The sequence below is a fragment of the Klebsiella sp. CN_Kp075 genome (assembly GCF_040065055.2).
Lineage (GTDB): Bacteria > Pseudomonadota > Gammaproteobacteria > Enterobacterales > Enterobacteriaceae > Klebsiella > Klebsiella aerogenes.
Window position 1 is genome coordinate 3,525,339 of record NZ_CM198050.1, and the last position, 14,344, is coordinate 3,539,682.

10 protein-coding genes and 1 pseudogene are annotated in these 14,344 nt (G+C 57.2%); 1 reads left to right on the forward strand and 10 read right to left on the reverse strand.

The genetic code is table 11. From position 1 onward, the window contains the following. Positions 1-178: 178 nt before the first annotated feature. The 4 genes and pseudogenes from mukB to cmoM all read right to left on the reverse strand — a co-directional run bounded on the left by mukB (position 179) and on the right by cmoM (position 7,435). Positions 179-4,627, reverse strand: coding sequence for a chromosome partition protein MukB (gene mukB / locus ABLV78_RS16945; RefSeq protein WP_047045610.1), 4,449 nt, complete (start codon positions 4,625-4,627; stop codon positions 179-181). Next, positions 4,627-5,331 (reverse strand): chromosome partition protein MukE, encoded by a 705-nt coding sequence (mukE, locus tag ABLV78_RS16950; protein WP_015367459.1) that lies wholly within the window; start codon positions 5,329-5,331, stop codon positions 4,627-4,629. The genes mukB and mukE overlap by 1 nt, the downstream gene beginning before the upstream one ends. Beyond that, on the reverse strand, positions 5,312-6,634 hold the full coding sequence (gene mukF / locus ABLV78_RS16955; protein WP_015367460.1) for a chromosome partition protein MukF: 1,323 nt from the start codon (positions 6,632-6,634) through the stop codon (positions 5,312-5,314). The genes mukE and mukF overlap by 20 nt, the downstream gene beginning before the upstream one ends. Beyond that, positions 6,631-7,435: pseudogene (cmoM, locus tag ABLV78_RS16960) on the reverse strand (tRNA uridine 5-oxyacetic acid(34) methyltransferase CmoM). The gene mukF and the pseudogene cmoM overlap by 4 nt, the downstream one beginning before the upstream one ends. A 121-nt stretch (positions 7,436-7,556) precedes the next feature. Between cmoM and elyC the strand changes: the two are divergent. After that, entirely contained in the window at positions 7,557-8,336 is a 780-nt protein-coding gene (gene elyC, locus ABLV78_RS16965) for an envelope biogenesis factor ElyC (RefSeq protein WP_047045607.1), read from the forward strand. On the opposite strand, the gene ABLV78_RS16970 is transcribed toward elyC, so the two are convergent. From ABLV78_RS16970 to msbA, 6 genes are all read right to left on the reverse strand, one after another. Continuing rightward, positions 8,313-9,206: a YcbJ family phosphotransferase gene (locus ABLV78_RS16970; protein ID WP_045395760.1), complete on the reverse strand. Its 894-nt coding sequence runs from the start codon at positions 9,204-9,206 to the stop codon at positions 8,313-8,315. The two genes, elyC and ABLV78_RS16970, sit on opposite strands and share 24 nt — an antisense overlap. Positions 9,207-9,336: 130 nt before the next feature. Next, complete coding sequence (gene kdsB, locus ABLV78_RS16975) at positions 9,337-10,083, reverse strand: 3-deoxy-manno-octulosonate cytidylyltransferase (protein ID WP_045395726.1); 747 nt, start codon at positions 10,081-10,083, stop codon at positions 9,337-9,339. Next, positions 10,080-10,262: a protein YcaR gene (ycaR, locus tag ABLV78_RS16980; RefSeq protein WP_042892909.1), complete on the reverse strand. Its 183-nt coding sequence runs from the start codon at positions 10,260-10,262 to the stop codon at positions 10,080-10,082. Before ycaR ends, kdsB begins: the two co-directional genes overlap by 4 nt. A gap of 62 nt (positions 10,263-10,324) precedes the next feature. Beyond that, entirely contained in the window at positions 10,325-11,554 is a 1,230-nt protein-coding gene (locus ABLV78_RS16985; RefSeq protein ID WP_047045603.1) for a winged helix-turn-helix domain-containing protein, read from the reverse strand. Positions 11,555-11,608: 54 nt separating this feature from the next. Next, on the reverse strand, positions 11,609-12,589 hold the full coding sequence (lpxK, locus tag ABLV78_RS16990) for a tetraacyldisaccharide 4'-kinase (protein WP_047045600.1): 981 nt from the start codon (positions 12,587-12,589) through the stop codon (positions 11,609-11,611). Next, on the reverse strand, positions 12,586-14,334 hold the full coding sequence (gene msbA, locus ABLV78_RS16995) for a lipid A ABC transporter ATP-binding protein/permease MsbA (protein ID WP_032707692.1): 1,749 nt from the start codon (positions 14,332-14,334) through the stop codon (positions 12,586-12,588). Before msbA ends, lpxK begins: the two co-directional genes overlap by 4 nt. Positions 14,335-14,344 lie beyond the last annotated feature (10 nt).

A 14,344-nucleotide genomic window follows, 5' to 3' on the forward strand; every position in this document is an offset into this window, starting at 1 on the left:
CCCCCTGTTAACACATTGCTGCCCGCCTAATGGGGCTTATTCTCAGTATATAAAGGCGAAAACGCTTTTGCCTTACCAAATGTAAAGAAGTTTAAAGACTATACCTTGTTAGCGTACTGTACAGAAAAACAAAAAGGGCGACAAATTGTCACCCTTTTTCCTATTAATCGGCACCCTTTCAGGAGGCGTCAGCGGTTCCAGGCAGCGCTTCCGGCACCGGCGCGGCAAAACCGCGCAGGCCGACAACGTGTACGTGTTCGTGATTATTAAACACTTTACGCACCAGTTTATAAGTTGTGCCTTTTTCCGGGCTGATATTTTCAGGCGCCGCGATAATCAACTGCATCTCCAGACGTTCGCACAGTTCGAACAGCGTGGCGATAGAGCGAGCATCAAGACGCGCTGCTTCATCGAGGAACAGCAGACGGCAAGGCGAGATATCCTTACCACGCAGACGACGGGATTCATCTTCCCAGCTCTGCACCACCATCACCAGAATCGACATCCCGGTACCGATCGCTTCACCGGTCGACAGCGCGCCGGACTCCGCGCGCAGCCAGCCGTCGGAACCACGGTTAACTTCCACTTCCATCTCCAGATAGTTGCGGTAGTCGAGCAGCTCCTCGCCGATGGTTTGCGGCGTACGTTGCCCCATATCAATCTGCGGATTCAGGCGCTGATACAGTTTCGCCAGCGCTTCCGAGAAGGTCAGGCGATTACTGTTAAACAGATCCTGATGCTGCTCATGCTGTTCGGAGAGGACATCAAGCAGCGTCGAGTGGGTTTCACGCACGTTGACGTTCAGACGCACGCTGTTGACCTGACCAAACGATACGCTCTGCAGCCCCTGGTTGAGCATGCGAATACGGTTCTGCTCACGCTGAATGGTCTTGCGAATGATATTCGCCACGCTGCGTGAGCTGATCGCCAACTTCTGCTCGCGGTTGGTCAGCTCTTCGGTCAGACGACTGAGCTCGATTTCCATCTGCTCGATCGCTTCTACCGGATCATCGGTGCGAATAATATCCTGACGGATACGCTCGCGCAGATGCTGATAAACGGCAACGAAGAACTGAATTTTGCGCTCCGGACGTTTTGGATCTTCCGAAATACGCAGAACGTCGCGCAGGTGCTCGTTATCAGCGACCGCCAGACGCAGCGCGCCCAGCGCCTTATCCGACATCGAACGCAGTTCGTCGGCGGAGAGATAGGCCAGCTCGCGGCGGTGCAGACGACGTTCCACGCCGTTGTCTTTCACCAGACGCATCACCGCGCACCAGCCCGCTTTAGCGCTCACCACCTGCTCGCGCATTTCGCAGTAATCGCGCTCCAGCTTGCGCAGTTTGCGGGTCAGGTTGTCCATCTCCGCTTCGCAGAAGGTCAACGCTTTTTCCAGCTGATTACGGCGGGAGCGGTTGTTGCTCAGCTGCATATGCAGCTCATCACGACGCGCGCGCGCGCGCTCTTCCGCGCCGGCATCGGCACGCACGCCGATATCCTGCAGCTCTTTATACAGATCGTTGAGCAGCTCTTTCTTGGTGTCATACGAACTTTTCAGCGACGCCAGCACCTGGTTGTACTGGTTCAACTGCGCAACGTGGCTACGCATCGCTTCGCGAGCGCGGCTACGCTCGGATTCAGCTTGTTGCAGGCGCTGGCGCAGCTTCTCGTTAAGATCGCTGTTGCCGCTGAGCATCTCCGCCGAGTCAGAGTAGCTGAAGTGGGCGCGGCGCTGCACGACTTCCGCCAGCGCGAAAGCCTGCTGGCGCGCATCGCGCTGGATTTGCTGCGAATAGGCGTAGTCTTCTTTCAGCTGTTCGAACTGTTCCGGATCGCTCTGCAGTACCGAGACAATCGGTTCCAGTTTCGCCAGCTGATTGCCATGCTGCTGGATAAAGCGCGCCGCTTCCTGCGCTTCATCCAGACGCTCCTGGATTTCATCTACGCGATCGGCCAGCGTCTCATCGGCCAGCAGATTCAGGCGCGGCAGCAGGCGGTTAAGCGCCGACACGCCCTCTTTCGCCTGCTCATACTGGACGCGGTTCTGCTGGTTATCGCTTTCATGCGCATTCAGCGCGCGCTCCAGTTCGCCGCGGCGGCTATTGAGTTTGCGGATCTCTTCTTCCGGATCGTCATCAAAGGCAACCGCCAGATGGCTACCGATGAAGCGGCTGAAGGCCTGATGCAGGCGCTGCGTTTTCTGCACGTCAAACGACAGCGTAGCAAAACGCTCGGAGAGGCTTTCACGCTCGGCGTGCAGCGTTTCGATGCGGTTTTCACGCGCGGCGCGGCCAAACAGCGGCAGCGTCGGGAAGCGCGAATAGCGCCACTGGCGGTCTGCAATTTTCACGACCACCGCTTTTTCCAGCTCATCGACGCTGAAAACGCTGTCATCGAAGGACTGCGGATCGCCTTCGATCAGATACAGGTCTTCCGGGCAATCTTCCAGCCCTTCGAGCTGCTCCGCCACCTGTGACAGATCCGGAACCACGATCGCATGGCGCGATGGGCCATACAGCGCGGAGAAGTACGGGGCATCTTCGAGGCTAACGTCGTCGTAGATTTCCGACAACAGCACGCCGCCAAAGCGCTCCGCCAGCGCGTTCAGACGCGGGTCTTCAGAACCGCCCGGCTGGCTGAGACGCTCGATTTCTTCGTCGATGGCGCGCTTACGGGCGCCGACTTCATCGCGCTCAACGATTGCTTCGCGCTCGCGCTCCAGCAGCTGCTGCAGGTACTCGGTAACGTCCTGGCTTGATTCAAACTGCTCGCCGCTCTGCTCGCACAGCTGGTTGAGGCTGTTTTGCGCCGCCAGCCAAATCGGCGCCCGGCGCATCAACGTCTGGGTACGCGACTGCAGCTGTTCCAGCTCCTGACGCAGAGCCATGCGCTGTTCCTGAGCGTTAGAAACGCTATCGGCCAATGACGCGATGCGCGCTTCCAGCTCCTGATGCAGCGTTTCCAAATCGTCGATATCGTAGCGTTTGCCCTGGCGCTTACAGAACTCGGCCAGCTGGCGCTCGGCGTCCTGTTGTTCACGCAGGCGCTGCTCCAGCTCGTTGAGACGGCTACGCAACCCATGAGCCTGCTCAGCCAGATGACGCTGGTTGACGCCATCGCGTAGTAATTCACGCGCCACATCCCAGGCTTCATTACGCGCCAGCGGGCCGTTGATCGCCGCAACCAGCTGATACGCTTGTTCAAACTGGCTGTGCGCGGTTTGCGCCACGCTCATTTTTTGTTCCAGCGACAGCATTTTTTCCGTCGCTTCCAGCTCTTTCGCCTGGAAAGTTTCCAGCCATTCGTCGGCGCTGTCGGCGGTTAAATCCGGCAGGTGACACAGCGCGCGCGCGCGCTCCAGCGCCTGTAGCGCCTGATTGTACTGAATGGCGCGAGTCTGCTGCACGTCGAGCGCCTGCTGGTAATCGGCGAGCTGGCTTTTCAGCTCATCCACTTCCAGTTCGGCGGCCTCGGCGCGGGCTTCGTTCTCTTCCTGCTGGTCTGCGGCTTCCGCCACCACTTCATTTTGCTCTTCCAGACGAATCTGCAGTTCGTCGAGATCCGCTTCGTAGCGCTCGATTTTTTCCTGCTGACGCAGCGCCGTTTGTACCAGGTTCAGGTGATCGCTGGCGGCCTGGTAGTCGGCTTCCAGATCGCCTTCTGCGCCGTTGTGTTCCTGCAGCTCGCGCGCCATATCGACATGTTTGTACTGCTCTGCCGCCAGCTGCGAACGCGAGGTAAAGAGCTCGCGACGGTACTCTAGCGCTTTATCCAGATGGATTCGCCGCTCGTTGGCGTGGCGCATGTAGTCCGCCGCCACGTAGTTGGTGGCTTCGCTGATAAGGTGCTTAAACAGATCGCGATCGGACTGAGTTACGCGAATCGCTTCCAGGGTCATACGGTTTTCACGCAGCGCCGCTTCCATATCCTGGAACGCCTTACGCACGCCGCTGTTTTCCGGCAGCAGGTAATCGCGCAGCGAGCGGGTAATGGTGCTGGAAATCCCGCCGTACAGCGAGGCCTCAATCAGGCGGTAGTATTTGCTACGATCGGATGCTGAACGCAGACGACGGGCCACCACGCCCAAATCAAACATCAGCGAGTGATATTCGGTGATCGAGTTGAACTGTTTGAACTGCACCCCTTCCATCGCGTCGAGCTTGTCTTTCAGCTCGTTGAGGCTCACGACACGCGCCTGGCGCTCGTTGAGCGTTTCGGTCAACAGTTGGGTCGGCTGGATCGAGGTTGGCAATCCCTGGATGGCAAATGGCTTAATATCGACTTTACGATCGCGCCCGGCAACCTGCTGCAGACGTACGCCGACAACCACGCGCTGGTGGCGCGAGTTGATCACGTCGAGCACCGAGTAACAGACGCCGGCACGCAGTTTACCGTGCAGGCCTTTATCGCGCGAACCGCTGGTGGCGCCCGCTTCGGTGGTGTTACGGAAGTGCAGCAGGGTTAAATCGGGGATCAGCGCCGTGACGAAAGCCGCCATGGTTGTCGATTTACCGGCGCCGTTACCCCCGGAGAGCGTCGTTACCAGCTCATCAAGATCGAAGGTCCGGGCAAAAAAACCGTTCCAGTTAACCAGCGTCAGCGAGCGAAACTTACCGCGTTCAATCATTATTCTTCCTCCCCGCTATCCGGCTGATTCTCTTCATTCTCGTCATTGAGCTGCAGGTGATTCTCCAGCGCCATTGCTTCGCCATCGCGGATCATGCGCAGCTGCGCTTCGCGCGGATCGTCGCCGACGCGCACATCAGCGCCAAAGCGGAACACCGATTCGGTGATGCGGAATTTACTGCTGTCGTGGCCCATAAACCACACCATGCCGAGGCGACGCAGGCGGTTGAGGGACGCGCGCATTTTCTCCTGCAGCTTCTGGCGGTCGAGGTCGGAGCCGGTGGAACGGTTGTTCACCAGCTTCAGCAATTTGCTTTCGTCCGCCAGCGTCAGGAGCTCATCGTAGAGCTCCTGCTGGGTGAAGATGCCTTCATTAGCCAGACGTTCGGGGCTGAGGTAGAGGTAGCAAAGAATTTTGCCGACCATCATATCCAGCTCTGATAATACCGAGCGCGGGATCAACGTCGTAGAGCGCGGGCGCAGGTAGAAGAACCCCTCCGGCGCGCGGATCAGCTCAACGTTGTAGCGCGCATAAAACTCTTCCAGGTAATCCTGAAAATCCATCAAAAATGCGTGATTATCCAGCTCATCGAGGCCAATGTGACGGCCTGCGCGCAGGGCGCTATCCAGCGCCGGAAATAACGGATTGGCCAACGCCTGCGCCAGCTTAGCTGGCATCACTTGTTCAATATTTGTCAATGACATGCGCCTGTACCTTGGCTCCGTAATCATTAATCGGCTGCCATTTTGCCGGCAGTCCGGTGAAATCTGCCTGGGCGACGCCCAGCTGTACCGCCTGGTCAACGACGATTCGCGCGACGTCAAAATGGCGCGCACGCGGATATTGCGCCAGGAACTCTCGCGCCACCAGGCCGAGATCCAGCGGCATACCTTTCTCTTTGTAGACCGCCAGCTGCGCTTCAATCAGCGCGGCCAGCTGCTCGCGAATTTCGTTGAACTCTTCGAATTCGAGGTCTGCCGGCAGCTCGCCGGTGACTTCTTCATCGCGCAGCGCCATCTCTTCATCGCGCATATCCAGCAAGCGATCGGCGCTGGCGTAGGTCAGCGCCCACGGAGCATCGAAGTAGGTCTGCACCGACTGACGCAAACGCTGGGCGAAAACGCGGTTTTTATCCATATCGATGGCGGTACGGATAAATTTATGTACGTGACGATCGTAACCGATCCACAGGTCGATAGCCTGTTGGCCCCAGCTGACGATACGGTCGAGCTTGCTTTGCAGGTCGAACACCAGACGGTCGACAAAATGCAGATCGTCGCGCGCGATGGTAGCGTCCTGGATACGCAACAGGTTGGCCTGCAGCTTATCGCCCGCCGCATCCAGGGTATCCTGCAATTCGCGCAGGGTGCCGGAGGTTTCGGACAGCAGCAGTTCGCAGCTAGAAATCGCCGCGCGCCAGTCTTTGTTCAGCAGTTGGGCGATATCGTCTTTCACCTGCTGCTGCTGCTCATCCATGATGCGTTGAGTCAGATCGATACTATCGAAGATTTCCGCCACCGAATATTTCAGCGGCGCAAAAACGTTGCGATGCCAGTGGAATTCATCGCCACCCTCATCCGCGGAATCTGCAGCCCGCTTCAGTTCGCCGGCCACAATCGACAGCTGCATCGACAAACGCAGGGTGGAAAATTCACGCTGGCGAATGTAGTAATCGGTAATGCCGATACCTAACGGCGTCAGGCGATAGATAGCATTCCCTTCCGTTATTTCGCTGGTAAAGCGGTTCAGCAGACGCTGGCGCACCATATCGTTGATGGCGTTATTGGCGCGCTGGCTGATGGTTTCGCTGGTCTGCTCAAACGCATCACTAACGTGGCGGAACGCGTCCACCAGTTCTCCCTCGGTCATTTCCCCTTCCAGCCGCTCGCCGTTCAGCGTGGCGACAGCCAGCAGAAAAGAGAGTCTGTCGACCGGCAGCGAGATGGAAAAATCATTTTTCCTGGCCCAGGCAACCAGTTCGGGGACTGTCTGGGAAAATTCACTCATAGTTTATCCTTGCATCTGCGGCTGTGCGCCTGGATCTTTCTTAAGCGCAGTGACATGAATATAGCGGCCCAGGCTGATATACGGCTCCTGACGACAGTAGCGCGTTTCCAGCTCCAGCAGCACCGCAAAACTGTCATGCTGTTTACGTTTCTCACGCAGATAATCATGAAACACCCGCACGCCGGTTTTACCGGTTATCTGCCAACCGAGATCTTCCAGCCAGCCGTAAACCTGCTGCGGATCGCGCGGATAATCCGGCGACAGCGTGCGTTTTTTCTTTTTCGGCATGCCGATTTGTACGTAGTCGAAGTTTCCGGCGACCATATTGTGCATCAGCAGGCCGTTAGCATTGTAGAACATTAACGACAGCGCGCCGCCCGGGCGCAACACCGACCACAGCGTGCGCAACATTTCCTGCGGTTCCGCGACCCACTCAAGCACCGCATGAAACAGTATCAGATCGACGGGGCTTTCCAAATGCTGAGCAATATCCTGCGCCGCGCATTGTACAAAATGCATGTTGTCGATCACACCTTTATCGCGGGCGGCCTGCTGAGCGCGAGCCACCATTTCGGCGGAAAGATCGCATAGCGTGACGTGATGGCCTAATTCCGCGACGCGGATCGCCGTTTGCCCTTCGCCGCCGCCGGCATCAAGCACCCGCAACGGCCCTGGCCCCATCTGCTTAAGCAGCGGTTCCAGATCCTGCCAAAGGATCGCCTGACGCAGTTGGCCCTTGGTGGTGCCATAAATATTGCGCGAAAACTTTTCAGCGATGTCATCAAAATTGCGATCCTGCACGGACGACTCCACAAGCCAACACAAAACCGCTATTTTGTCATACCCACGGCGATAATGAAGCGATCTGTTATAAGATCCACGCAGAACTTTGCTTATATGGTTAAAAAAGGAACCATCCGGGATGCTTTTTACGCTGAAAAAGGTTTTTGGCGGTATGCTGTTGCCGCTTCCTCTGCTGTTATTGCTGATGGCGGTCGGCATCGCCCTGCTGTGGCGCAGCCGTTTTCAAAAAACCGGCAAGACGGTGGTCACCTTAAGCTGGCTGTTGCTGGCGCTATTAAGCCTGCAGCCGGTGGCTGATGGGTTATTAAAACCGATAGAAAAAAGCTACCCGACCTGGCGCGGCGGCAAATCCGTTGAGTATGTCGTGGTGCTGGGTGGCGGCTATACCTGGAACCCGCAGTGGGCGCCTAGCTCCAATCTGATCAACAACAGTCTGCCGCGGCTGGCAGAGGGGATCCGCCTGTGGCGGGAAAACCCTGGCGCGAAAATGATTTTTACCGGCGCGGCGGCCAGGAGTAACCCGGTCAGCACCGCCGAGGCGGGAGCGCGCGTCGCCGAAAGCCTCGGCGTGCCGCGCAGCGCCATTATCGTCCTTGACCGACCAAAAGATACCGAACAGGAAGCGGCTGAAGTCAAAAAAGCCATCGGCGGCGCGCCATTCCTGCTGGTGACCTCCGCCTCGCACCTGCCGCGAGCGATGATATTTTTCCGCCATGCAGGGCTAAATCCGTTACCGGCGCCAGCCAACCAGCTGGCGGTAGAGTCGGCGCTTAACCCCTGGGAGCGCGCGCTACCGTCACCGTATTGGCTGATGCACAGCGAACGCGCGATTTACGAGACTCTGGGGCGGGGCTGGCAGTGGCTAAAGGGAGCGTCAGGCGATCCAGGGCAGGATTGATTTCGCGGCAAATGAGAAACGGGCGCGATCGAAGCGCCCGGTATTTACCAGGCTTTCGACTTCATCCCATAACTGATATAACCAGCGCCGCCAGACGAAAGACTCCGCGACCGGCGCCCGCTGCAAATAACGCCATAGCAGCTGCTCCCCTAACCCGCCGTCGGCGAGGCGGAACAATTCATACTCGCGCGGCGCCCACAGCATCATCCCCGGCCCGACCATCGCCAACAGCTGATCGGTGCGCGCGTCTTTGAGCATGCTACGTAGCGTAAAGCAGCCATGGACCAGCACGCAGTTGTCGTTGAAATCACTAAACAATTGCGGCAGGCTTTCACGACTGCGGAATAAAATGCGCTTATCCTGCATTGTCAGCCCGGTGTCATGATAGAGGTTAAGCGTGCTCCACAGCATTTCTACCCGCTGGCGATACCAGTGCGGCCAGACGTTTTCCTGGGTGCTATCGACCATTCCCACACAACCGCCGCTGTCGTGGCGGTGCCATGCCAGTAATCCTTCGACAATCTGATCCTGCAGTTGCTCCCACCGCTCGGGCGTGCGCGCCGGCGCTTCTACTGAAACGCCGCGTAACCGTTCAATCAGCAATACGTCAGGCCCTGGATGCTCTTCATGTGTCATGACGCCGTACACCACCGGCATACGAACGGTGCCGCTACGGGCAAGCATTGAGATTTTCCACGCCAGCTGGCGCGCCACGCCCGGCGTAGTGAAGCTTTTCGCCAACAGCGGCATCGGGTTTCCCTGCGCATCATACAGCGACCACAGCGCTGACGAGGGTTTCTCGCTAACGCATTCCACGCGGCTTAGCTTCTCGCCAAGCAGGTGGCTCAGTTCGGCTCGCAACTGTTCCATCATAGATACCCTCATGAAGACTACTGTTTTCATAATGAGCGTCTGGGGGCGACTTGTCAGCGGATAAGATCAAAAATGGGCTAATTAGCGGCAGAAATATGTCCCCTCCAGGCGAAGGGGACGGCAAGAATTAACGCAGTTCGGCGCGGACGCGTTCCAGATCTTCCGGGGTATCCACGCCAGTGCCAGGAACCACTTCCGCCACCGCAACGTGAATTTTTTCGCCATACCACAATACGCGCAGCTGTTCGAGCATCTCAATTTGTTCGAGCGGGCTTGGCGCCCAGCTGACGTAGCGGCGAATAAAACCAGCGCGGTAGCCGTAAATACCAATATGGCGCAGCAGGGAATCGCCAATTTGCTCACGCGATTTTGCAAAGCGATCGCGATCCCACGGAATCGTCGCTCGTGAGAAATAGAGCGCGTAGCCGTCGGCATCCATGACCACTTTGACCGCATTCGGGTTAAACGCTTCTTCGGCATCGTGGATAGGCACCGCCAGCGTTGCCATCCCGCTGGTGCTGGCCGCGAGGTTTTCCGCCACCTGGCGCACGATCGCCGACGGGATCATCGGTTCATCACCCTGAATATTGACGATGATGGTGTCATCGCTGAAAGCGCATTTTTCAACGACTTCCGCCAGACGCTCGGTGCCGGATTGATGGTCAGCGCGGGTCATGCAAACCTCGCCGCCCGCGGCTTCAACCGCACGCGCGACATCTTCATGATCGGTGGCGACGATAATGCGGTCCGCGCCGGATTCACGGGCGCGTTCCAGCACGTGGACGATCATCGGTTTACCGTTGATATCCTGCAGAGGTTTCCCCGGCAGACGCGTGGAGGCAAATCGGGCAGGAATAATGACGACGAAACTCATGGCTGGCTCTCTTCTACCGCGAGTGAGCGCGCTTCGTTTTCAAGTAGTACCGGGATCCCTTCGCGCAGCGGGAAGGCCAGACTGTCGGCTTTGCAGATAAGCTCTTGCTTATCCTGACTGTAATACAGCTTACCGTTACAAACCGGGCAGGCGATAATTTCAAGTAAACGGTGATCCATGATTCCTCCTGATGGACCGAATAGATTTATCAGCAGCATATCACAGGATGGTAGCCGGCGTATCACGCGGCTTCAACGCCCCAACCTTGCCGCTGGTTAGCAAATAGCGTCGCGGGTAGCTGGCGCAGCACAACCTCTTCTGCACCTTGCCAGCGCGCAAAATCGTTAATTGCCCGCTGGAGTCCGCTTTCCAGCCCGGCGGTCACTTTCACGCCCTCTTCCAGCCACAGCGAAAAGATCTCAAGCATGCCGTCCTTTCGGTGCAACTTGCTGTCCATCCTGCCAACCAGTTTTCCCTGATGCAGCAACGGTAGCACAAAGTAGCCGTATTGCCGTTTCGGCGCAGGGGTATAACATTCCAGTCGATAGCTGAAGTTGAATAACTGCTCGGCCCGTTTACGGTCCCACACCACCGGGTCAAACGGCGAGAGCACGGCGCTGTGGCTGGCGGTTAACTTACCGCCGGATGCCGATTCCAGCGACGCTTGCAGATCGCGATGCAGCCACATTTCCCCCAGTTCTTCAACCATAACCGGCACCACCAGCCCCTCATCCTGCCAGCCCTTCAGCAGTGCCGGTAATGCAGGCTGGCGTAGACGATAATAATCGGCCAGCCACTGCGGACGAAAAACGCCCAGGCTGCGCGCGCTGTTACGCAGCATAATAGACTCGGCCTCCTGGCGGGAGAGCGCGTCGCGCTCGTCATCCCAGTGCGGCATCGCCCGATGGGTTAAATCATAGACGCGATGAAAGTTACGCCGCTCAACGACCATCAGTTTGCCGGCGGTGAACAACCCTTCAAGATGACGTTTATGCGGTTTCCATTCCCACCAGCCGCTGGCTCCTTTACGCGGATGGGAGAAATCCGCTGAGCGAACCGGGCCATTTTGCGCGATATGCGCCAGCAACTCTTCTATGCTGGCGGCGTGTTCGTGCATCCACTCTTTATGGTATTTCCAACCCATCTTGTCAGGATTCAACATCCGGTGGCGCACGAGGGCGAAATCGTTACGCGGCAAAAAACAGGCCTCATGCGCCCAGTACTCCATCAGCTCGCCGCTACGCAGAGAATCATCCAACCAGTGCTGAGGATAACTGCCAAGACGACTAAACAGCACCAGATAAGGGCTACGGGCGACCACGTTGATCGTATCGATTTGCAGCAGCGACATCTGCTGAATAGTGGAAAGGATGTCAGTCTGGCGAGCGCGACGCCGGGGCTTTTTCAGTAGCCCTTGCGCCGCGAGATGAAGATGGCGAGCCTCTTTTAGCGACAATTGCAATACCGACATGCAGGTTCTCCGTAGGGGATTCAAGCACAGCGGCGAGCAAAACCAGCACGCAGGTTAACGTTGCGCCAGCGTCACTAAGTCCGCGAGCAACCGCTGTGCGCGTTCATCGGTCATTATGGCGTCAACCGGTAGATACCACCAGTTAGCGGCGGCAAATTCACGGCATTTAACCGCGTCTTTTTCGGTCATTAGCAGCGTCTGCTCCGAGCTTGCCAGTACAGCGACCGCGCTTTGACTAAGTGCCTGATGATCCGCCAGCGCCACAGTTTTCACCGGATGCACGCCGCAGTTTTCAAGCGTCGCGAAAAAGCGCGGCGGATGGCCAATGCCGGCCATCGCCACTACGTTGTCGAGGGTCGCAACATCGCGACGCTCGCCGGTAAGCAGGTTCACCGCCATGCCGGGACGCAACTGCATCGGGATTTCCCCCGGACGTGCGACGCCGCCGTTGACGATAACGGCATCGACGCTTTGCAAACGGGATGCTCGCTCGCGCATCGGCCCGGCCGGCAACCACCAACCATTGCCAAAGCGGCGTACGCCGTCAATCACAACGATTTCTGTATCCCGCGCCAGCTTATAATGCTGAAGACCATCATCGGTGACGATAATTTGTAAATCGTGAGCGGCTAATAAGGCTTTTACCGCCTCGCTACGCAGTGGCGCAACCGCCACCGGCGCGCCGGTACGCTGATGAATTAACACCGGTTCATCGCCCGCCTGCGCTGTACTGGTGGCATTATCCAGCAGCAGCGGATAGCGGTCGGCTTTGCCGCCGTAGCCGCGAGATACCACGCCGACGCGTATGCCCCGCTGCTGCAGTTGTTCCACCAGCCAAACCACCACCGGCGTTTTACCGTTGCCGCCGGCGGTCAGATTACCGACCACGACCACCGGCACCGGCGCGCGCCAGGCTTTTTTCCACCCCAGTTTATAGCTGAGGCGGATGCAAGCGCTCACCAGGCCATACAGCCAGGAAAGCGGCAGCAATAGCCGCCATAGCGGCGATTCGCCGGACCAGATGCGCGCTATCATTGACCGAATTGCATCTTGTGTAACTGCGCGTAAACGCCTTTATGTTCCAGCAGATCCAGATGGCTGCCGCGTTCAACGATGCGACCATCTTCTACCACCACGATTTCGTCAGCCTGTTCGATAGTCGACAGACGGTGGGCGATAACCAGCGAGGTGCGGTTTTTCTGCAGTTCATCCAGCGCCGCTTGAATTGCACGTTCCGACTCGGTATCCAGCGCCGAGGTGGCTTCATCGAGGATCAGAATAGGGCTATTGCGCAGCAGCGCACGCGCAATAGCGATACGCTGACGTTGACCACCGGAGAGCATCACGCCATTCTCGCCGATAATCGTGTCCAGTCCATTATCCATCTTGTTGATAAAGTCCATCGCATAGGCCATACGCGCCGCTTCTTCAATTTGCTCGCGGGTGTACTCTTCGGTACGCGCATAGGCGATGTTATTGGCGACGGTGTCATTGAACAGATGCACGTTCTGCGAAACCAGCGCCACCTGATCGCGCAGGGAGCTCAGTTTGTACTCGCGTAAATCGTGGCCATCCAGCAGAATCTGCCCCTCGTCAACGTCGTAGAACCGGGTAATCAGGCTGGCGATGGTGGATTTACCTGAGCCTGAACGCCCTACCAGCGCAACGGTTTTCCCTTCCGGGATGCTCAGATTGATGTTACGCAGCGCGGCAACTTCGCGGCCAGGATAGCTAAAGGTGACGTTGTGGAACTCCAGGTTACCTTTGGCGCGCTCAATCACGCGAGTGCCTTCATCTTTCTCCTGCTCGGAATCCAGAATGGAGAAAAGCGTCTGACATGCGGCCATACCGCGCTGGAACTGCGCGTTGACGTTAGTCAGGGATTTCAGCGGGCGCATCAGCGCGATCATCGAAGAAAAGACCACGGTAATGGTACCGGCGGTCAGCGTTTCCATGACGCTTGGGAAGCTCGCCGCGTAGAGCACAAAGGCCAGCGCCAGAGAGGCAATGAGTTGAATGACCGGGTCGGAGATGGAGGACGCGGAGACCATTTTCATGCCCTGCAGGCGCATCTTATTACTGACTTTGTCAAAACGCTTGGTTTCAACCGCCTGACCGCCGAACATCAGCACTTCTTTATGCCCTTTGAGCATCTGTTCCGCGCTGGTGGTCACCTGCCCCATGGTGTTCTGCATATTCTTACTGATATTACGAAAACGCTTCGAAACCACCCGAATCGCCACAGAGACGATAGGCGCAAGCACGATAAGAATTAGCGACAATTGCCAGCTGTAATAGAACATCATGGCGAACAGGCCGATAATTGAGGCCCCTTCACGCACTACGGTTATCAACGCGCTGGAGGAAGATGAAGCGACCTGTTCGGAGTCGTAGGTGATACGCGACAGCAATGTCCCGGTGGACTGTTTGTCGAAGAAAGCGACAGGCATGCCCATCATATGACCGAACAGGCGGCGACGCATGGTCATCACCACTTTGCCGGAAACCCAGGAGATACAGTAACTCGAGATATAGCTACTGATGCCACGCAGCACCATCAAACCGATCACCACCAGCGGCATCCATAACAGCACTGAGCGATCCGTTTTACCAAAACCATCATCCAATAACGGTTTAAGAAGCGATAACATGAAGGTATCACTTGCCGCGTTAAGCACCAACGCCACGGCCGCTACGATTAGCCCGGCTTTAAACGGCGCTATCATCGGCCAAAGTCGGCGGAAGGTCTGCCACGTGGAGAGATCTTTATCGTTCTGCATTCAATAAACC